The organism is Saccharothrix sp. NBAS 001 (assembly GCF_056640475.1).
The window spans coordinates 2,663,331-2,682,930 of sequence record NZ_CM153251.1; the positions used below are offsets into that span (position 1 = coordinate 2,663,331).

Here is a 19,600-nt window from a genome sequence, read left to right on the forward strand (position 1 = left end):
AAGCGTTCGTCCGGCGCATTTCGCTGAGCCGTTCGGCTGCGTCCGGACGCAGGGAGCGTGTTTACAGTTAACAACCGGCCGTGCGCTGTGCGTCACAGTCCGAGTCGGGTGACAGCGTTGTCCTCCAACGGGTTCGCCGTCCGGATGTAGCGGTGCACGGTGCGCGGGTTGGTCCAGCGGCCCTGGCGCATGATCTCCCGGTCGCTCGCGCCACCGAGCGCGGCCTGCGTCGCGAACCCGGCGCGCAGCGAGTGGCCGCCGAACAGCGCCGGGTCCAGCCCCGCCTTCGAGGCGTAGCGCTTCACCACGTCCGAGACCGCCTTGTCCGACATCGACCGCGCGCCCAGCCGCCCGTGCCGGCTGACCGCCGGGAACAGCGGGCCGGTCGGCCGCTCGGGCCGGTAGGAGTGGCAGCGGTGGGTGTGCGGGGTCTCCGGCTCGTCCTCCAGCAACGCCTTCGGGTCGGCCGCGGTCAGCACGTCCACCCAGTCGGCGAACGCGCACACCGGGCACGTCGGGCGCCGCGCGCCCCGGGGCAGCACCACCCGCTGCCGGTGCGCGCCGGTCTGGTCGGTCTTGGTCACGCCCAGCTCCACCAGCAGCAGCGGCTCGTGCGTGCGCGGGTCGACGTCGACCGTGACGTCCTCCAGGCGCAACGCCGCCAGCTCGCTGCGCCGCAACGCGCCCGCGAACCCGACCAGCAGCAGCAACGCGTCCCGGCGGCGGGCGGCACCGCTGGGCCAGCCCGGTGCCGGGCGTTCGGCGAGCAGCGCCTCCAGGGTGTCCAGCAGCACCGGGCGCTTGCGGCGGGGCTGCTCCCGGCGGGTCCGCCGGATGCCGCGCAAGGTCAGCCGCACGACGTCCGAACGGGTGGGGGAGGGCAGGCCGCCGGCGGCGTGCACCGCGGCGATCGCGGCGGCCTTGCGCTCCAGCGTGGACGGGCTGAACGCGGGGGAGCCGTCCGGCTTCACGCCGCGCGCCGCCACGGCCAGGTACACCGCGACGTCGACGGGGTCGGCGGGCAGCGCCTGGCGGCCCTCCCGCTCGCACCACGCGGCCCACGCCACCCAGTCGGACCGGTAGGCGCGCAGCGTGTTGGGGGACTGGGCGGCGTGCAGGTACCCGGCCAGCGCGGCGGCCTGCTCGTCGTCGAAGCGGCGGCGCACCTGTTCCAGCGCGGCCACGTCGACCAGGGCCGGGTGGGTGACACGATCCAGTTCGGCACGCACCGGCTCGGGCAGGCTCACGCTGATCATCCTATCAGTATCAGTGGAATAAATTACTTCAGTGCAGACTGGAATGAATGCTTGACAGTGGTCGCTACGATCCCGCACATGCGCGCTCTCCAACACCCGGACGTGGAGGACCTGCGCCTGCCCGCGGTGCTGAGCGCGCTGGCCGATCCGGTGCGGCTGCGGATCGTCGCCGAGCTGTCCCGCTCCGGTGGGATCGTGTGCGGGCAGTTCGACGTCCCGGTCAGCATGTCGACGCTGTCGCACCACCTGAAGGTGCTGCGCGAGGCGGGCGTGTTGCGGGTGACGCCGCAGGGCAGCTACCGCACGCACGAACTGCGGGCCGCCGACCTGGAACGCCGGTTCCCGGGTGTGCTGGACTCGATCACCCGCGCGATCGAGGCGGCCTGACCGCTCAGGTGCGCACCCACAGGCAGAACGGGTGGCCGGCCGGGTCGAGGTAGACCCGCACGTCGTCCTGGGGCTGGAACTCGGCGGCCGTCGCGCCCAGGTCGAGCGCGCGCTGGCCCTCCGCCGAGAGGTCGTCCACCTCGACGTCCAGGTGCATCATCATCTGCTGACGGCCCTCGGCGGCCGGCCAGGTGGGCGGGGTGAAGTCGGGTTCGAGCTGGAACGACAGCCCCGCGGTGCCGTCGGCGGGGCGCACGGTGGCCCACTCGGGCTCGTCGCGCCGCAGTTCCCAGCCGAGCAGGTCGCGGTAGAAGCGGGCGAGGGCCCTCGGGTCGGGTGCGTCGAGCACGGTCGCGGTGAGCTTCCTCATCGGCCGAGTATCCCGTGCGGCCGGGCGCGGCGGCGCGGCGACGGCCGGTGGTGGCGCGCCCGGCCGGGTCGGTCCGGCGATCAATCGGCGGTGCCCGGTTCGTTTCTCCGGAATCAATGCCCGGTCCTCGGTTTCAGCCGATGTCGTGGGTCTCGTGGTCGTGCGCGGCGGGTGCGCCGGCGCGTTCGACGGCTTCGGCTTCGGCGAGGGTGTGGCCGAGGTGGGTGATCAGGAGTCGTCCGGCGGCCCGTGCGGCGTCGGCGGCGTCCTCGGGCGTGCAGTGCGCGGGGCCGGGTTCGGCGCTGTCGGTTTCGCAGAGGAACAGGTCGGCGTCGGCGGCCAGGGCGTGCAGGGCCGGGCAGGGGCCGGTGTCGCCGGAGTAGGCGAAGGTGCGGTCGCGGTGGGTGGCGCGCAGGCCGAACGCGGGCACGCCGTGCTGGACGGCGTGGCTGGTGAGGGTGAGGTCGCCGACGTCGGCGCGGTGGCCGTCGTGCAGCTCGTGGACCTCGAACGCGGCGTGCGCGGGTTGGGTCCGGTGCTCGCGAGGAAGGTCTCCAGGCGGTCGGCGAGGCCGGGCGGTCCGTAGAGCGGGAGCGGTCGGGCCGGGTGCAGGTCGGCGTGGAGCAGGGCGTAGTAGGCGGGCAGCAGGTCGGCGGTGTGGTCGGCGTGGGTGTGCGAGATCCAGACGGCGTCGAGCCGGTCGGGGCTGGTGTGGCGTTGCAGGTTGGCGAGGCTGCCGGGCCCGGCGTCGACCCAGATCCGGGTGGCGGGGGTGCCCAGCAGGTAGCCGGAGCAGGCGTGGTCGGGGCGCGGGTAGGGGGTGGCGGTGCCCAGGACGGTGAGGGTGAAGGTCACGGGGCAGTGTGCCGCAGGACGTGGACGCCCGCCGAGGTCTTGAGGTAGGCCCAGGTGGTGGTGCCGTTGGTGGCCAGGCCGACGTGCGAGGCGGAGGTGCGCGACAGGTCGTCGGGCAGGGCGACGCGGGTCCAGTCCTCGCCGGTCCACCGGTGGTAGGCGGGGCGGGTCTCGAAGCTGCGGTGGCCGGCGCGCACGCCCCAGGTCCAGCCGGGCGCGACGCCGTGCAGGCTGAGCCGGTCGTCGTCGGCGGGCGCGGGTACGGAGTGCCAGCGGCGGCCGTCGTAGTGGTGGATGTGCAGGCCGTCGGTGTCGTGGGTGTGGGCGAGCCACAGGTCGTCGGGTGCGGCGGCGGCGAGGCCGGTGATGTGGCCGTGGTCGGGGCGCGGGCCGTGCAGGTCGGTCCAGGTGTCGCCGTCCCAGTGGATGAGGACGGGGTACTCGTAGGTGGCGGGGCCGGCTCCGGTGAGCCCGCCGCCGCCGGCCCAGACGTCGTCGGGCGCGGCGGCGGTGATGGTGTGCAGGGTTTCCCGGGCGGAGGTGAGGGTGCCGGCGCGGGTCCACTCGTGGCCGTCCCAGTGCAGGGTGTCGCTGCCCGCGCCGACGATGTGGACGTCGTCGGGGGTGATGGCGGTGACCGCTTTGGCCCACGGGATGGCGGGTGTGTCGACGGTGTGCCAGCGGCGGCCGTCGTAGTGCAGCACGAGGGGGCGGCCGGCGCTGTTGCCGACGGCCCACACGTCGTCGGGCGCGCTGGCGGAGATGCCGGCGAGGCTGGCGGCGGAGGTGAGTCCGGGCAGGGTCTCCTCGGTCCAGTCGACGCCGGTCCAGCGCAGGACGAGCGGGGTGGAGGGTCGGCTGGTGAACACGCCGGTGGTGCCGGCGAGCCAGGCGTGGTCGGTCTCGGTCGTGGCCAGGTCGGCCAGTGCGGTGCTGGGCGGGAGTGCCGGCACCGGCACGGGTCGGAACAAGCTCTTCTCCCCCTCGATGGGTCCCCCGACGCATCGCCGGATCAACCTCACCAGGCTCCGGGTGGTCCGGTATCCGCCGAACGGCGGTTTGTGGTTGGGGCGAAAGGCGTGCGTCGTTCGCGTGTGGCGGGTCCGGAGCGGTGTTCGTGCTGGTCGGGCGGTGTTTCCCAGGGGAGGTGTACTGGGCGGGGCGCGGTCGGGTGTCGGGCGGCCGCATCGGTGCGGCGATCCGGCCGGGGTAACCGCACCTGTGCCGGAAGGTGGCGGTGGGAGCCGTCCGGGCGGGTGAATTCCGGCCTGTCGTGGTGGGGCGGGTGCCAGGCTGGGGGCCAGTCGCGGGACCGGTCGGAGGTGCCTGTGGGCGAGTCGCGGGTGCACAACGTGGTGGCCGGGGACGCGTCGGGGTCGGTGCAGGTCGGCGTGGTGCACGGGGGTGTGCACGTCCGGGTGGGCGCGCAGCCGGTGCCGCCGCGCCAGTTGCCGGCCGCGCCGGGGGTGTTCACCGGCCGGGTGGCGGAGTTGGCCGCGCTGGACCGGGCGTTCGCCGAGGGGTCGTCGGCGAGCGGGTCGTCGGTGGTGGTGTCGGCGGTCGGTGGCGCGGGCGGGATCGGCAAGACGTGGTTGGCGTTGCGGTGGGCGCACGAGCGGGTGGAGCGGTTCCCGGACGGGCAGCTGTTCGTGGACCTGCGCGGGTTCGACCCGGCCGGCGAGCCGGTGGCGGCCGAGGTGGCGGTGCGGGGGTTCCTGGAGGCGCTGGGGGTGGAGCCGGGCCGGGTGCCGGTGTCGCCGGACGCGCGGGCGGCGCTGTACCGGAGTCTGGTGGCGGACAAGCGGTTGCTGGTGGTGTTGGACAACGCGGCCTCGGTGGAGCAGGTGGTGCCGTTGTTGCCGGGCGGGCGGTCGTGCGCGGTGGTGGTGACCAGCCGGCGGACGTTGGGCGGGTTGATCACCCGGCACGGGGCGCGGCACCTGGACCTGGATTTCCTGACCGGCGAGCAGTCGCGGGAGTTGCTGGTGCGCCGGCTGGGCGAGGAGCGGTTGGCGGCGGAACCGGCGGCGGTGGACGGGCTGGTGGCGTTGTGCCGGGGGTTCCCGTTGGCGTTGGGGATCGTGGCGGGGCGCGCGCACGTGGATCCGGGGGTGGCGTTGGCGGAACTCGCGGCGGAGTTGCGGGAGCTGGGGGTGCTCGCGTTGGACGACGACGATCCGACGGCGAGCCTGCCGGCGGTGTTGGCGGCGTCGTACCGGGCGTTGTCGGCGCGGCAGCGGCGGGTGTTCGGGTTGTTGGGGGTCGCGCCGGGGCCGGACACCGGTCTGCCGGCGGCGGTCGCGGTGAGCGGGCTGTCGGCGGTGGAGGCGGGTCGGGTGCTGCGGGCGTTGCGGGAGGCGTCGCTGGTGGACCGGGACGGGCGGGACCGGTTCGCGATGCACGACCTGATCCGGGATTTCGCGGCGCGCCGGCCGTTGCCGGAGGAGGTGCTGGAGGCGGGGTTGCGCCGGGTGGTGGAGTTCTACCTGCACACCGCGCACGCTGCCGGGCGGTTGCTGTCGCCGCGTCGGCGGCTGCCGGATCTGCCGGCGCCGGTGTCGGGGGTGGCTGCGCTGCCGTTGACCGACGCGGGTGCGGCGCTGGCGTGGTTGGACGCGGAGCACGTGAACGTGGTGGCGGCGTTGCGGACCGCTGTCGGGCGCGGGTGGCACGACGTGGTGTGGCAGTTGGCGCGGGCGTTGAACACCTTCCACGTGCGGCGGGGCCTGGTGCACGACGCGTTGCTGGTCGCGCGGGCGGCGGTGGAGGCGGCGGCGCGGGATTCGGTGCCGACGGCCCGGATCGACGCGAACCGGTTCCTCGGGGTGGCGTGTTCCCGGCTGGGGCGGCACGAGGAGGCGATCGGGCACCTGCTGGTGGCGTTGGAGCTGGCCGAGGCGCACGACGACCCGGTGGAGGCGGCGCACACGCACCTGGTGCTGGCCACCACGAGGGAGCGGGCGGGGGAGTTGTCGCCGGCGCTGGCGCACGCGCGGCGGGCGTTGGTGCTGTACCGGGCGGGCGGTTCGCCGTTGCAGGAGGCGGACGCGGTGAACACGGTGGGGTGGGTGTTGGCGCGGCTGGGCGAGTTCGACGGTGCGCTGGCGCACTGCCGGGCGGCGCTGGAGCTGCACCGCGACCACCCGTACCCGGACGCGGAGGCGGCGGTGCTGGCCCGCCTGGGCTACATCGCGCACCGCACCGGGCGGTACGAGGAGGCGGTGGCGCACTGCCGGGCGGCGTTGGAGCTGCGGCGTGGGCTGGGTCGGACCTACGAGGTCGCGGACACGTTGGCCGAGTTGGGCGGGGTGCACGCGGCGTTGGGCGAGCACGACGCGGCGCGGGCGGCGTGGGACGAGGCGTTGGAGCTGTTCGAGGTCCAGGGGCGGGAGGAGGAGGCCGGCCGGTTGCGGGCGCGGTCTTCGGGGTAGCGGTGCCCGAGGGTGATCCGGGTCGGCCTCTCGGAGCACGTGGGCGCCGACGTCCTGCCTGCCGCCGCCTCCGGCGGCTTGGCCGCCCTCATCACCGCCGGTTGCACCCGCTGCCCCCACCCCTTGCGCGTGGCATTCGTGCGGTGGTTCCGGTCGACCCCGTTCCGCGGGCATGACGGCCGGCGCAGCCCGCTCACCCCTTGGCGGCCAGCACCCGGGACAGGGCGCGCAGGGCCGGCCGGTAGGCGTGTTCGGCCGGGGTGCCGTAGCCGATGATCAGGCCCTGCGAAGCGGCCGGGTCGGGCCGGTGGCGGTGTTCGCGCAGTCGGCCGAACGCCAGGCCGAGGCCGGCCGCGGCGGCGGTCGCGGCGTCTTCGTCCGGGTGGTGGACCAGGGCGTGCAGGCCGGCGGAGACGCCGTGCGCGGTGTGCTCGCGCAGGCAGTCGACCAGCAGGTCGCGCCGTCGCCGGTAGCGCAGCCGGCAGGCCCGGATGTGCCGGTCGTAGCCGTGGCCGCCGATCAGGTCGGCGAGGGTGAGCTGGCCCAGCGCCTCGGTCTGGTGGTCGGTGTGCCGCTTGGCGTCGACCACCGGGTCCACCAGCCGGGGCGGCAGGACCAGCCAGCCGAGCCGGACGCCGGGGCCGAGGGTCTTGGACACGCTGCCCGCGTACACCACGTGGTCGGGCGCGGTGCCCTGGACCGCGCCGACGGGCTGCCGGTCGTAGCGGTACTCGCCGTCGTAGTCGTCCTCCACGACGACCGCGCCGGTCGTGCGCGCCCACGCGACGAGGGCGTGCCGCCGGGCGGGGTGCAGGGTGACGCCGGTCGGGTACTGGTGGGCGGGGGTGACCACGGCGGCGGCCACGTCGGGGAACGAGTGCGCGCCGTCGCCGTCCACCGGCAGCGGCACGACCTCGCGGCCCGCTCGGCGCACCACCTCGCGGTGGAACGCCAGCCCCGGGTCTTCCATGGCGATCGGCCCGTCCAGCACGCCGGCCAGCAGCGACAGGCCCTGCACGTACCCGGCGGTGATCACGACGTGCGCGGGGTCGGCCTGCACGCCCCGGGTGCGGCCGAGGTACTCCGCGAGGGCGCGGCGCAGTTCGATGCGGCCGCGCGGGTCGGTGTAGCCGTGGGCTTCGGCGGGGGCGGAGGTCAGGGCGCGGCGGGCGGAGCGCAGCCAGTCGGCGGTGGGGAACGCGGTCACGTCGGGGCTGCCGGGCCGCAGGTCGTAGCGCGGGGCGGTGTCGTCGCGGCCGGTCACCGGTGGGACGCCGCGCGGTGGGGTGAGGGGTGCGACCAGGGTGCCCGCGCCGCGCCGGGCGGTCAGGTAGCCCTCGGCGACGAGTTGGTCGTAGGCGGCGGCGACGGTGTTGCGGGCCAGGCCGAGTTCGACGGCCAGCCGGCGGGTGGCGGGCAGTCGCGCGCCGGGGGCGAGCCGGCCGTCGCGGATGGCGTCGCGCAGCGCGTGCTCCAGGCTGGCGCGGCGGCCCGTGGAGGGGTCGAGGTCCAGGTGGAGGTCGACGCCCGCGCCCTGGTTGGCCCACTGCTCCGGCATGGGATTGGACCTTAGCAAGGAGCCAATGGGTACCTAGGGTGGGATCATGACGATCCGACTGCCGGTGGCCGACCTGACGCCGGCGACGCTGGAGGCGATGCAGGGCCTCTCGAAAGCGTCCAAGAAGAACTCGCTGGACCCGAAGCTCCAGGAACTGGTGAAGGTGCGCGCCTCCCAGGTCAACGGCTGCGCCTACTGCGTCGACCTGCACACCGGCGAGGCGCGCGCGGCCGGCGAGGAGCAGCGGCGGCTGGACCTGCTGCCGGTGTGGCGGGAAGCGCCCGGGTTCGACGAGCGGGAACGGGCCGCGCTCGCCCTGGCCGAAGCCGTGACGACGCTGTCCGACGGGGTGCCCGAGGACGTGTGGGCGGACGCGGCGGAGCGGTTCGACCAGCAGGAGCTGACCGAACTGCTGTGGGTGATCGCCACCATCAACACCTGGAACCGGATGGTGGCCACCACGCGCGCCTGGCAGGTGCCGCGGTGAGCCGCGCCGCGCTCGCCGCCGCGCTGCGAGCCCTGCACGTGCCGGGCGAGCCGGTGGTGCTGCCGAACGTGTGGGACGCGGCGTCCGCGCGGGTCCTCGCCGCCGCGTTCCCGGCCGTGGCCACGGCCAGCGCCGCGGTCAGCGCGTCGCTGGGCTACCCGGACGGCGAGGGCACCCCCGCCGACGAGATGTTCGCCGCGGTCGCCCGGGTGGTCCGCGCGGTCGACGTGCCGGTCACCGCCGACGTGGAGCGCGGCTACCGGCTGCCGCCCGCCGGGATCGCGGCCCGGCTGGCCGACGCGGGCGCGGTCGGGTGCAACCTGGAGGACTCCGACCCGGCCACCTCGACGCTGGTGCCGGTCGCCGAGCAGGTCGAGTTCCTGGGCGCGGTGCGCGCCGCCGACCCGGACCTGGTGCTCAACGCGCGGGTCGACGTGTTCCTGCGCGCCGACCCGTCGTTCGAGGAGGGCGTGGAGCGCGGGCGCGCCTACCTGGCGGCCGGCGCGGACTGCGTCTACCCGATCGGTTTGGCCGCCGACCGGGTCGCCGAGTACTGCCGCGCGGTGGCGGGCCCGGTGAACGTCGCGCACGGCCCCGGCAGTCCCACGCCCGCCGGGCTCGGCGCGCTCGGGGCCGCCCGGGTCAGCTTCGGGCCGGGGCTGCACCGCCTGCTCACGGCGCACCTGGAGGGGCTGGTGGCGGGCATCCGCGACGGCGGTTCGCCCTACCGGCCGTGACGTGCGCCGCGACCGGGGCGATATTCGGCGGCCCCGGTCGCGGCGCACCACTATTCTGATCGGCAGCATGAACACCACCGCGCACTCCGACCTGCACCGACGCCTGTCCGACCTGATGTCCGGGGACCAGCGGCGGCTGGGCCGTCGGCTCGACGGGGCGCGCAAGGTCCGCGACGACAAGGCCCGCGCCGCCGTCCACGCCGAGATCGCCGCCGAGATCGACCAGGCCGAGCTGCGCGTCGCGCTGCGCCGCGAAGCCGTGCCGAAGATCACCTACCCGGCGGAGCTGCCGGTCAGCGCGCGCAAGGACGACATCGCCGCGCTGATCCGCGACCACCAGGTGGTGATCGTCGCCGGCGAGACCGGCTCGGGCAAGACCACCCAGATCCCGAAGATCTGCCTGGAACTCGGCCGGGGCGTGCTCGGCCAGATCGGCCACACCCAGCCGCGCCGGCTGGCCGCCCGCACGGTCGCCGAGCGGGTCGCCCAGGAGCTGGGCACCCAGCTGGGCCAGGCGGTCGGCTACAAGGTCCGGTTCACCGACCAGTCCGGCGACGAGACGCTGGTCAAGCTGATGACCGACGGCATCCTGCTGGCCGAGATCCAGACCGACCGGACGCTGTCGCGCTACGACACGATCATCATCGACGAGGCGCACGAGCGCAGCCTCAACGTCGACTTCCTGCTGGGCTACCTCAAGCAGCTGCTGCCGCGCCGGCCCGACCTCAAGGTCGTCATCACCTCGGCCACCATCGACCCGGAGCGGTTCTCCCGGCACTTCGCCGACGCGCCGATCATCGAGGTGTCCGGCCGGACCTACCCGGTCGAGGTGCGCTACCGGCCGATCGTGGACCCCGACGACCCGGACGCCGACCCGGACCGCGACCAGACCCAGGCGGTGTGCGACGCGGTCCGCGAGCTGCAGGCCGAGGGGCCCGGCGACGTGCTGGTGTTCCTGTCCGGCGAGCGCGAGATCCGCGACACCGCCGACGCGCTGGCCGCGCTCGGCCTGCCGAACACCGAGGTCCTGCCGCTGTACGCGCGGCTGTCCTTCGGCGAGCAGCACCGGGTGTTCCAGGCGCACCGCGGCCGCCGCGTCGTGCTGGCCACCAACGTGGCCGAGACGTCGCTGACCGTGCCGGGCATCAAGTACGTGGTCGACCCGGGCACCGCCCGCATCTCCCGCTACAGCAACCGGCTCAAGGTGCAGCGGCTGCCCATCGAGCCGATCTCGCAGGCGTCGGCCAACCAGCGCAAGGGCCGCTGCGGCCGGGTCTCGGCGGGCATCTGCGTGCGCCTGTACAGCGAGGACTCGTTCGACGCGCGGCCGGAGTTCACCGACCCGGAGATCCTGCGCACCAACCTCGCGTCGGTGATCCTGCAGATGACCGCGATCGGCCTGGGCGACATCGCCGCGTTCCCGTTCATCGACCCGCCCGAGGCCCGCAACATCAACGACGGCGTGCAGCTGCTCCAGGAACTGGGCGCGATCGTGCCCGCCGAGCAGAAGCTCACCCCGCTGGGCCGCAAGCTCGCCCAGCTCCCGGTCGACCCGCGACTGGCCCGCATGGTGGTCGAGGCCGACCGCAACGGGTGCGTCCGCGAGGTCATGGTGATCGCCGCCGCACTGTCCATCCAGGACCCGCGCGAACGCCCGTCGGACAAGCAGCAGGCCGCCGACGAGCAGCACAACCGGTTCAAGGACCCCGACTCGGACTTCATCGCCTACCTCAACCTGTGGCAGTACCTGCGCGAGCAGCAGAAGGCGCTGTCGTCCAACCAGTTCCGCAAGCTGTGCCGCGCGGAGTTCCTCAACTACCTGCGGGTGCGCGAGTGGCAGGACATCTACACCCAGCTGCGGCAGGTCGCGAAGACGCTCGGCGTGCACGTCAACGAGCAGCCCGCCGAGCCGCGCGCGGTGCACCTGTCGCTGCTGTCCGGGCTGCTGTCGCACATCGGGCTCAAGGACGTCGTCAAGCGCGACCCGGGCAAGCGGCAGTCGAGCGAGTACCTGGGCGCGCGCAACGCCAAGTTCGCGATCTTCCCCGGCTCCGCGCTGTTCCGGAAGCCGCCGCAGTGGGTGATGGCCGCCGAACTGGTCGAGACCTCCCGGCTGTGGGGCCGGATCGTGGCGCGGATCGAACCCGAGTGGGCCGAGACCCTGGCCGCGCACCTGGTCAAGCGCACCTACAGCGAGCCGCACTGGGAAGCCAAGCGCGGCGCGGTGATGGCGATGGAGAAGGTGACCCTCTACGGCGTGCCGATCGTCGGCGCGCGCAAGGTGAACTACGGCAAGGTCGACCCGCAGCTGTGCCGCGAGCTGTTCATCCGGCACGCCCTGGTGCAGGGGGAGTGGACCACCCACCACAAGTTCTTCCACCACAACCGGGCGCTGCTCGACGAGGTCGCCGAGCTGGAGAACCGGGCCCGCCGCCGCGACATCGTGGTGGACGACGACACCCTGTTCGAGTTCTACGACCGGCGGGTCGGCGTGGACGTGGTGTCCGCCCGGCACTTCGACACCTGGTGGAAGAAGACCCGGCACACCGAGCCGGACCTGCTCACCTTCGACAAGGCGATGCTGGTCAACGACCGCGCCGAGGTCACCCCCGAGGCGTACCCGGACGAGCTGACCCGGGGCGGCATCGCGATGCCGCTGACCTACCGGTTCGAGCCCGGCACCGCCGTGGACGGGGTCACCGTGCGGCTGCCGCTGCCCGCGCTGACCGCCGTGCCCGACGACGCGCTGTCCTGGCAGGTCCCCGGCCTGCGCACGGAGCTGGTCGTGGCGCTGATCCGGTCGCTGCCCAAGCCGGTGCGCCGCAACTTCGTTCCGGTGCCCGACGTCGCGGCCGCCGCGCTCTCGCGCATCGACCCCGACGAGCCGCTGCTGCCCGCGCTGGAACGGGAGCTGCGCGCGCTGACCGGCGTGGTCGTGCCGCGCGAGGAGTGGCAGCTCGACCAGGTGCCCGAGCACCTCAAGCTCACCTTCCAGGTGGTGGACGAGGACAACCGCGAACTCGCGCAGGGCAAGGACCTCGCCGCGCTCAAGCAGCAGCTGCGCGGCCGGCTCCGGGAGACCCTCGCCGCCGCGGCGGCCAACATCACCCGCACCGGGCTGACCACGTGGGATCTCGACGAGCTGCCCCAGACCGTGCAGCGGCGGCAGTCCGGGATCGTGGTCACCGCCTACCCGGCGCTGGTCGACAAGGGCGACAGCGTCGCCGTGGAGATCCTCGACACCCCCGGCCGGCAGGCCGCCGCGATGCGCCGGGGCACCCGTCGGCTGCTGCTGCTCGCCGTGCCGTCACCGGTGAAACTGCTCCAGCGCGGCCTGACCAACGCCGAGAAGCTCACCCTCACCCGCAACCCGCACGGCGGGGTCGCCGCGCTGCTCGCCGACTGCATCTCCGCCGCCGTCGACCACCTGGTCACCTCGGCCGGCGGGCCCGCGTGGAACGCCAAGGGCTTCACCCGGCTCACCGACTACGTGCGCAAGTACCTGGGGGAGACGGTGTTCGACGTCGTCCGCGAGGTGCGCAACGTGCTCGACGCCGCGCAGGAGGTCGAACTGCGCCTGGCGGGCGTGAAGGGCGCGGTCTACGACGAGTCCGCGGCCGACGTCCGCGCCCAGCTCAACGGCCTGGTGTACAACGGTTTCGTCACCGCGTCGGGCGCGGCGCGCCTGTCCGACCTGCACCGCTACCTCCAGGGCAGTGCGCGGCGGCTGGAGAAGCTGCCCGAGAACGTGCGCCGCGACCAGGACTGGATGGACCGCGTGCACCAGGTCCACGCCGAGTACCGCGACCTCAAGGCGCAACTGCCCGCCGACGAGCCCCACCCCGAGCTGGACGAGGTGCGGTGGATGATCGAGGAACTGCGGCTGAGCTACTTCGCCCAGACCATCCCGACCCGCTACACCGTGTCCGACAAGCGGGTGTTCAAGGCACTCGACGCCGTACCCCGCTAGCGGCGCGGTTCGCGCGTCGGGCCACACGATCGGGTTCAACACGCCGACCCGGCGGTGCAACGGCGATCCGCGCGAACACCGGCGACCTACGCTCGGGCCCGTCCCGAACCCGAATCCTGGAGGAGCGATGGGCCGGATGACCGAGGCCGAGGCGGAGGCCGTGTTCGCGGAGGTCGACGTGGACCGCAGCGGCCAGATCCGACTGCGTGAACTGAGGGAGTACGGCAAGGCCCACAGCGGCGCCATCGACGGAGTCCTGCTCGCCGACCTCGTCCGGGACGCCGACACCGACGGCGACCGGCGGATCAGCCTCGCCGAGTTCAAGTCGTTCTTCGCCTGACCCCGGCCCGGCTTGGCACGGCGTCGGGCAGGCGGCGCGGGCACCGCGCGTCCGGGGAGTGCGCCGTCCAGACGGCGCACTCCCCGGCTCGACGGCTACTCGAACCGTTCCAGCAGCGCCCGCAGCGCGTCCGCCACCGCCTCCTGCGTCGGCGGGTCCAGCGGCTCCAGCAGCGTCGCGCAGCGCGCCATGTGCGCGGCCAGCATCGAATCGACCAGCGCCCGGCCCTCCTCGGTCAGCCGGATCCGCACCACCCGCCGGTCGGCCGCGTCCGGCTCCCGCTGCACCAGCCCCTTGGCCGCCATCCGGTCGATGCGGTTGGTGATCGCACCGGCCGTCACCAACGCGGCGTTGAGGAACGCGCCGGCGGTCAACCCGTCGGCCGCGCCCGCGCGCCGCAGCGTGGACAACACCTCGAACTCTCCCGGTTCCAGGTCGAAATGCGCCAGGAACTCCTTGATCTCCCGCTCCACCAGCCGTGACAGCCGGGCGACCCGCCCCAGGACGGCCATCGGCGACGTGTCCACGTCGGGCCGTTCCACCTGCCACTGCGCCATCACCAGATCGACCGCGTCGCCCACCGCGAAACCCCTCCCCGTGGCCCCAACATTCGACGTCGAATGGGTCGGCGCAATGAGTTTCGCACGAAACTATCACCGCCCGACAAGGGCCTCCCCGCCCGCGCCGGCCACGAACCCCCTCGCCCGTCGGCCCCCATACTCCAAGCCGGGCGCCCGGTACAGGGCCGTTTCCGCCGATCGCGCCCGGGGAACGTGGCGGCCGGCACGTCGGCCGCGCCGCGGGGTCCTAGTCGCCCCGTTCCAGGTTCTCGGTCGCCGTGCGACCCGCTTCGGTGGTGCGCCGCAGGAAATCGGCCACCAGGGTCAGCTGCTCCTCGTCGTAGTCGGCGAGCAGGTCGTCGATCGCCGTGTTCATCCCCGCGTAGAGCCCGTACAGCTCGGCGTTGCGGTCCTTGAGGGCGCGGACGAGCACCGCGCGCCGGTCGACCCCCTCCGGGTCGCGTTCGCGCACCACCCAGCCGCCGCGCTGGAGCCGGTCGAGGATGCCGGTGACCGTCGCGGGGTGCAGGCCCGCGCGGCGGGCCAGGGCGGACGGCGTCAGCGGGCCGTGCTCCAGCACCAGCTCCAGGCAGTCCAGGTCGACGTCGCGCAGTTCGAGCCGGGTGCCGACCTGGTGGTTGAGCAGCGAGAGCTGGTTGCGCAGGGCGCGCAGCGACTCCTTGATCCCGGCGACCGCCCGACGCCGCTCGCGCGGTTCTATGGAACTCATATGATATGTTCTCCGTATCTTATCCCTCTCAGTCGAAGCGTAACCGGGGTAGCTGCACATGACCGTCCTCGTCACCGGAGCGACCGGCACCGTAGGCCGCCCGCTCGTCCACCAACTGCTCGCCGCCGGGCACCGGGTCCGCGCCCTCACCCGCGACCCGGCCCTCGCCGACCTGCCCGACGACGTCGAGGTCGTGCGGGGCGACACCACCGACACCGCTACGCTGCACGCCGCGTTCGCCGGCGTCACCGCCGCCCACCTGATCAACTTCGGCCACACCTACCGGCCGCTGACCAACGGGCCCGGGATCGTCGCCGCCGCCGAGGCCGCCGGCGTCCGCCGCGTCACCCTGCTCGGCGGCTGGACCGAGGGCACGCTGGAACCCGCCGTCCGGGCCAGCGGGCTGGAGTGGACGCACGTGCGGCCCGGCGAGTTCATGGCCAACACCCTCGCCGACTGGGGCCCGGTGCTGCGCGCGGGCGACGTGATCCGCGAGCCCTACGCCGACCGGCCCGGCACCCCCGTGCACGAGGCCGACATCGCCGCCGTCGCCCTCGCCGCGCTCACCGGGGACGGCCACCACGGCCGGACCTACGCGCTGACCGGGCCGCAGTTGCTCTCCCCGCGCATCAAGCTCGGGCTGCTCGCCGAGGCCACCGGCCGCGACCTGACCTTCGACGAACTCACCCCCGACCAGGCCCGCGCCCTGTGGACCGCGCAGCCGCCCGCCCTGCGGATCTTCCACGTCGCCCCGGGCGGCCCCGCCGAGCAGGCCGAGTTCGTGCTGCGCCTCTACGGCAACATCCCCGCCGAGGGCCGCGCCACCACCGACACCGTCGAACGGGTCACCGGCCGGCCCGCCCGCACCTACGCCCAGTGGGCCGCCGAGCACGCCGACGCGTTCCGCGCCTGACCGCCGACACCGGACCAACGCGCGGACGCAGGGTGCCGTGCGGGAGGGGAACCGCACGGCACCGAAGCACCGGGGTCAGGACGCCAGTTGCGCTTCGATCCACGCCTTGTGCTGGTGGGTGCCCGTGTAGACGGTGGTGCCCGCGCACTCCGCGCTCCAGTCGCCCGCGCCGTGCGTCTCGCCGACGAGCTGCCACTCGTCCTGGTACCAGAACAGCGCCGGGCCGCCCGAGTCGCCGTGGCACGCCGAGTGCGTCGCGTCACCGGACACGCAGACGTCCTTCGGCCCGGCCCCACCGCACTCCGAGTACTCCAGCACGGTCAGGTCGATCTCCCGCAACGCCGCCGGGGCCGCGCACCTGGGCCACGACGTGCAGCCCCACCCGAGCAGGCGCACCGACGCCAGCGGCGGCGGCACGCCCGGCGCCCGCTTGACCGGCGTCTTCGTGGACGGCCTGGCCAGCCGCATCATCGTCAGGTCGGTGCCCGCCCGGTCCACCTTGCGGTCGATCGGGATCACCTCGCCGCCGGAGTCGTTGCGCAGCGAGCCGATCCGGGCCGACGCCGCAGTCCCGCAGTGCGTCGCCGTCACCAGCCACGTCGACGACACCAGGCTCGCGCCGCAGCTGTTGCTCAGCGCGACCATGAACGGGTAGGCCGCCGTCGAGGGCCGGCCGCCGATGATGCGCGGGTCGGCCACGGCGGTGCCGGCCAGTGAGAGCAACGCCACCAGAGCGAGCAGACCCGATGCGATTCTCCTCATGACCACCAGGCTCGCACCGCCGCTGACCTGGAGAAACACCGGTCACCCGGTGGTGGCGGGCCGACCGCGCGACGTGACCGGGCCAGGTGAACCGACCGCTCCGGCGATCACCGCACGGTCACCGGAGCTACTCCGAACGGTGCAACGTGATCGTGGTCCACGCGCCCACGTGGACGCGGTCGCCGTCGACCAGCCGCCGAGGCTTGTTCGGCTTGAGCAGGTCGTCCTCGCCGTTGACCGTCGTCCCGTTGGTCGAGCCCAGGTCCACCACCGACCACACCCCGTCGGCCGAGACCAGCAGCGCGTGGCTGTGCGACACCCCCGGGTCCTCCGGCGGGCCCACCAGGTCCACCGTCGGGAAGATGCCCCGCGACCGGCTGCGGCGGCCGATCGTCACCTGCGGGCCGACCAGGTCGAACCGGCGGGGCGGGCAGAACTCCGGGAACTCCACGGTCGCCGCGTCCGGTCCGCCCGCCGACACCACCCGCAGGTAGTACGCCCGGTCCGCCTCCACCGTCGCGTGCCACCGGGCCTGCGCCGGGGCGGCGACCGCGGCGGCGGCCGGGGCCGGCGTCCCGGACGGCACCGGGGCCAGCGAGTCGTGCCCGCACTCCTCGCAGAACCGGCCCAGCCGCGCCGAGCCGCACGCCGCGCACGTCTCCTCGGCGGCGGGCGACGCACCGGGCGCAGGGTTCGGCGCGGGGACCGACGTCGCGGCCGGCCCGGCGGCGACCGGCGCGTCGGCACCGGCCAGCGGGGCGCCGCACACGTCGCAGTAGTCGTCGGTGGCCGAGGCGTGCCCGGCGGGGCAGGTCGCCATCACCGGTCCTTCCCGACCCGCTTGGTCACCGTCGACCGGGTGTCCAGGGTCATCTCGTCCACGTCGGCGACCCGCGCCCGCAGCTTCACCGTCCCGGTCGCCGGGTCCTTCACCTCCACCACCTTGGCCAGCAGCTTCGCCGTGCCGGTGTTGCCCGACTCGTGCGCGAGCCTCACCGCCCGGCCCAGCCGGGCCGTCGCGGTCTCCACGTCGCCGGACTTGCGCGCCTCCAGGCCGTCCTGGATCGCCTCGGCCAACTCCGCCTGCCCGGTGTAGTGCGCCACCTCCGGGCTGATCCGGGTGGACAGCGCCGAGTCGTCGGTCCACACCGCGAGCACCCGGCCCTGGCCCAGCACGTCACCGCCCGGACCGACCAGGCTCACCCGGCCCGCCAGCATCCGGTCGCCGACGTTGGCCGGCTCGACCCGCACGCACAGGTGGTAGTCGCGGCTCTCCGCGCCGCTCCACGCGCCGGTCGGGTAGTCCCCGGTGCGCGGCGCGGCCTCCACCCGGCGGTCGGTCAGGTCCAGCAGGCCGGGGGACGCCTGCTTGAGGAACCTGACCTGCGCGCCCTCCGGCGTCCACAGCCGCAGCGACACGTCGGCCACCGCCTTGTCCATCGCGGTCGCCGTCATCGCCCGGAAGTCCTCGGCCAGGCCCTCCGGCTCGGCCACGATGTCCACCGTGCCCAGCAGCACCTCGGAGATCCGGCGCAGCTCCGCGACCTGCCAGTCGGTGCCCACGCCCCGGCAGTCGCCGGTGAACTTCCCGGCCACCTGGTCCAGCACCCTGGTCAGCTGCTGCGGCGTCTCGTGCTGGTTCTGCCCGTCGGTCAGCAGGATCACGTGCCGGGGCCCGCTGTCGTGGTCGCCGAACACCCGCTCGGCCAGCAGCAGCCACTGGCCCATCGCGGTGCCGCCGTCGGCCTGGAGCCGGGCCACCGCGCGCTTGGCCGCCGACCGGGTCGCGGCCGACGCCTCCACCAGCCCCGGCCCCTTCGGGTACACCATGGCGGCCTGGTCGGTGCCCGCGACCACGGCGAACTTCACCCCGTCGCGCAGGGTGTCGATCGCGACCTCGGTGGCGCGCTTCGCGGCGGCCAGCTTGGCCGGCGGGTACCGCATCGACCCGGACGTGTCCACGATGAGCACCTGAGCGGCGTCCGCGTCCGGCACGGCCGCGACGTCGCCCGCCGCCTCGCCGGTCGCCGACACGGTGAGGATGGCGTTCACCTCCGCCGCGCCCTCCGGCAGGAACTCGTTCTGGAACACCTCGACGGCGAACTCAAGCGCCATGCCCACCCCGCAGTTGAAGGACGACGACCGTGATGTTGTCGTGCCCACCGGATTTCAACGCGACCTCCACCAGCTCGCGCGCCACCTCGACCGGGGCGACCCCGCGCGGCAGCACGGCCAGCAGGTCCTCCGGTTCCGGCAGGTAGTTCCACAGCCCGTCGCTGCACAGCACCAGCAACCCGGGCGTCTCCACCCGGAAGGTCACGGTCTGCGGCGCGTCCAGGCCCGAGTCCGCGCCCAGCCACCGCGACAGCACGTGCGCCCGCCGGTCGGTGAGCGCCTCCTCCTCGGTCAGCACGCCCTCCGCGACCAGTTGCGCGGCCCAGGTGTCGTCCGTGGTCAGCCGTGCCGCGCCCGCCTCGCCCACCAGGTAGGCGCGGGAATCGCCGACCCAGCCGACCGTCGCGATCTCGTCGGTCACCACCGCCGAGACGAACGTGCACGACGGGGCGACCTCCTCCGCGCCCGGCCGGGCCAGCCGGCCCACCGCGGCGTCCGCCGACAACACCGCGTCCCCGGTCGCCTCCTCCAGGTCGCCGCCGGACTGCACGGCCGTCAGCAGCAGGTCCAGCGCGACGTCGACGGCCAGCTGGCTGGCCTGCTCGGCGCGCTCCGAGGACGCCACCCCGTCGCACACCACCGCCGCCACGCCGCGCGCGCGGGCCCGCCCGAACGCCATCGAGTCCTCGTTGCGCTGCCGGCGGCGGCCCCGGTCGCTCACCCCGGCCAGGCCGGGCAGGACGAACTCCACCCGGTCCCGCACCGCCGGCCGCGCCCGTCCGCACTGCCCGCAGTAGCCCTCCGCGTCGAACGCGCCACCGCACCCGCAGCGCGGGTCGGCCACCGCCTCCGGGCCGCCGACCGGGGTCCGCTGGACCCGCAGGTTGCGCCCGCACTCCTCGCAGAACCGGTCCTGCGCCGACACCGGGGCCGCGCACGCCGGGCACGACTCCCGCGCCGAGACCTCCCGCGCCGGGGGCTCCCCGGCGGCCCGCGGCGGCGTCGGCCCGGACGGGGGAGTCGGGGGAGTCTCCGGCGGCAGGATCCCGGCCAGGGACGGCTCGGCGGGGGACTCCTCCGGTTCGGGCGCGGCCCCCTCGGACGGCAGTTCCCGGGGCGACGATTCCAT

General features: G+C 74.4%; 18 protein-coding genes and 1 pseudogene. 7 read left to right on the forward strand and 12 right to left on the reverse strand.

Going from position 1 to position 19,600, the window contains the following annotated elements:
• Nucleotides 1–92: 92 nt before the first annotated feature.
• On the reverse strand, nt 93–1,256 hold the full coding sequence (locus tag AC0HI0_RS11105) for a site-specific integrase (RefSeq protein WP_480932221.1): 1,164 nt from the start codon (nt 1,254–1,256) through the stop codon (nt 93–95).
• 78 nt (nt 1,257–1,334) lie between these two features.
• Between AC0HI0_RS11105 and AC0HI0_RS11110 the strand changes: the two genes are divergently transcribed.
• Complete coding sequence (locus tag AC0HI0_RS11110) at nt 1,335–1,643, forward strand: ArsR/SmtB family transcription factor (protein WP_480932222.1); 309 nt, start codon at nt 1,335–1,337, stop codon at nt 1,641–1,643.
• A 4-nt stretch (nt 1,644–1,647) separates the two neighbouring features.
• Here the strand turns inward: AC0HI0_RS11110 and AC0HI0_RS11115 are convergent, their stop codons facing one another.
• The 4 genes and pseudogenes from AC0HI0_RS11115 to AC0HI0_RS11130 all read right to left on the reverse strand — a co-directional run bounded on the left by AC0HI0_RS11115 (nt 1,648) and on the right by AC0HI0_RS11130 (nt 3,839).
• Nucleotides 1,648–2,013, reverse strand: coding sequence for a VOC family protein (locus AC0HI0_RS11115; protein WP_480932223.1), 366 nt, complete (start codon nt 2,011–2,013; stop codon nt 1,648–1,650).
• A gap of 133 nt (nt 2,014–2,146) precedes the next feature.
• Nucleotides 2,147–2,698 (reverse strand): MBL fold metallo-hydrolase, encoded by a 552-nt coding sequence (locus AC0HI0_RS11120; protein WP_480934284.1) that lies wholly within the window; start codon nt 2,696–2,698, stop codon nt 2,147–2,149.
• A pseudogene (locus tag AC0HI0_RS11125) lies at nt 2,596–2,868 on the reverse strand (MBL fold metallo-hydrolase); the annotation flags it as partial. The pseudogene AC0HI0_RS11125 and the gene AC0HI0_RS11120, both read right to left, overlap by 103 nt.
• On the reverse strand, nt 2,865–3,839 hold the full coding sequence (locus AC0HI0_RS11130; protein WP_480932224.1) for a hypothetical protein: 975 nt from the start codon (nt 3,837–3,839) through the stop codon (nt 2,865–2,867). The gene AC0HI0_RS11130 and the pseudogene AC0HI0_RS11125, both read right to left, overlap by 4 nt.
• Before the next feature lie 357 nt (nt 3,840–4,196).
• Here AC0HI0_RS11130 and AC0HI0_RS11135 point away from each other — a divergent pair, with 357 nt between their 5' ends.
• Nucleotides 4,197–6,299 (forward strand): ATP-binding protein, encoded by a 2,103-nt coding sequence (locus AC0HI0_RS11135; protein ID WP_480932225.1) that lies wholly within the window; start codon nt 4,197–4,199, stop codon nt 6,297–6,299.
• Nucleotides 6,300–6,492: 193 nt separating this feature from the next.
• Here AC0HI0_RS11135 and pdxR read toward each other — a convergent pair whose 3' ends face one another.
• Entirely contained in the window at nt 6,493–7,857 is a 1,365-nt protein-coding gene (pdxR, locus tag AC0HI0_RS11140; RefSeq protein ID WP_480932226.1) for a MocR-like pyridoxine biosynthesis transcription factor PdxR, read from the reverse strand.
• A 46-nt stretch (nt 7,858–7,903) separates the two neighbouring features.
• Here pdxR and AC0HI0_RS11145 point away from each other — a divergent pair, with 46 nt between their 5' ends.
• The 4 genes from AC0HI0_RS11145 (at nt 7,904) to AC0HI0_RS11160 (ending at nt 13,391) form a co-directional block, all read left to right on the forward strand.
• Nucleotides 7,904–8,344: a carboxymuconolactone decarboxylase family protein gene (locus AC0HI0_RS11145; RefSeq protein ID WP_480932227.1), complete on the forward strand. Its 441-nt coding sequence runs from the start codon at nt 7,904–7,906 to the stop codon at nt 8,342–8,344.
• Nucleotides 8,341–9,081 (forward strand): isocitrate lyase/PEP mutase family protein, encoded by a 741-nt coding sequence (locus AC0HI0_RS11150; RefSeq protein ID WP_480932228.1) that lies wholly within the window; start codon nt 8,341–8,343, stop codon nt 9,079–9,081. The genes AC0HI0_RS11145 and AC0HI0_RS11150 overlap by 4 nt, the downstream gene beginning before the upstream one ends.
• A 67-nt stretch (nt 9,082–9,148) precedes the next feature.
• Nucleotides 9,149–13,051 (forward strand): ATP-dependent RNA helicase HrpA, encoded by a 3,903-nt coding sequence (hrpA, locus tag AC0HI0_RS11155; protein WP_480932229.1) that lies wholly within the window; start codon nt 9,149–9,151, stop codon nt 13,049–13,051.
• Nucleotides 13,052–13,187: 136 nt separating this feature from the next.
• Entirely contained in the window at nt 13,188–13,391 is a 204-nt protein-coding gene (locus tag AC0HI0_RS11160) for an EF-hand domain-containing protein (protein WP_480932230.1), read from the forward strand.
• A gap of 95 nt (nt 13,392–13,486) precedes the next feature.
• Here AC0HI0_RS11160 and AC0HI0_RS11165 read toward each other — a convergent pair whose 3' ends face one another.
• Both AC0HI0_RS11165 and AC0HI0_RS11170 read right to left on the reverse strand, forming a co-directional pair.
• Complete coding sequence (locus AC0HI0_RS11165) at nt 13,487–13,972, reverse strand: MarR family winged helix-turn-helix transcriptional regulator (RefSeq protein WP_480932231.1); 486 nt, start codon at nt 13,970–13,972, stop codon at nt 13,487–13,489.
• Nucleotides 13,973–14,198: 226 nt separating this feature from the next.
• Nucleotides 14,199–14,681, reverse strand: coding sequence for a MarR family winged helix-turn-helix transcriptional regulator (locus AC0HI0_RS11170; RefSeq protein ID WP_480932232.1), 483 nt, complete (start codon nt 14,679–14,681; stop codon nt 14,199–14,201).
• Between the two features lie 58 nt (nt 14,682–14,739).
• Between AC0HI0_RS11170 and AC0HI0_RS11175 the strand changes: the two genes are divergently transcribed.
• The gene (locus tag AC0HI0_RS11175) at nt 14,740–15,594 is read left to right on the forward strand and encodes an SDR family oxidoreductase (protein ID WP_480932233.1); all 855 of its coding nucleotides are present in this window, start codon (nt 14,740–14,742) and stop codon (nt 15,592–15,594) included.
• Between the two features lie 75 nt (nt 15,595–15,669).
• Here AC0HI0_RS11175 and AC0HI0_RS11180 read toward each other — a convergent pair whose 3' ends face one another.
• The 4 genes from AC0HI0_RS11180 to AC0HI0_RS11195 form a co-directional block, all read right to left on the reverse strand.
• Complete coding sequence (locus AC0HI0_RS11180; protein ID WP_480932234.1) at nt 15,670–16,356, reverse strand: S1 family peptidase; 687 nt, start codon at nt 16,354–16,356, stop codon at nt 15,670–15,672.
• Between the two features lie 127 nt (nt 16,357–16,483).
• On the reverse strand, nt 16,484–17,176 hold the full coding sequence (locus tag AC0HI0_RS11185) for an FHA domain-containing protein (RefSeq protein WP_480932235.1): 693 nt from the start codon (nt 17,174–17,176) through the stop codon (nt 16,484–16,486).
• The gene (locus AC0HI0_RS11190; protein ID WP_480932236.1) at nt 17,176–18,471 is read right to left on the reverse strand and encodes a vWA domain-containing protein; all 1,296 of its coding nucleotides are present in this window, start codon (nt 18,469–18,471) and stop codon (nt 17,176–17,178) included. Before AC0HI0_RS11190 ends, AC0HI0_RS11185 begins: the two co-directional genes overlap by 1 nt.
• Complete coding sequence (locus AC0HI0_RS11195; RefSeq protein ID WP_480932237.1) at nt 18,461–19,600, reverse strand: PP2C family protein-serine/threonine phosphatase; 1,140 nt, start codon at nt 19,598–19,600, stop codon at nt 18,461–18,463. Before AC0HI0_RS11195 ends, AC0HI0_RS11190 begins: the two co-directional genes overlap by 11 nt.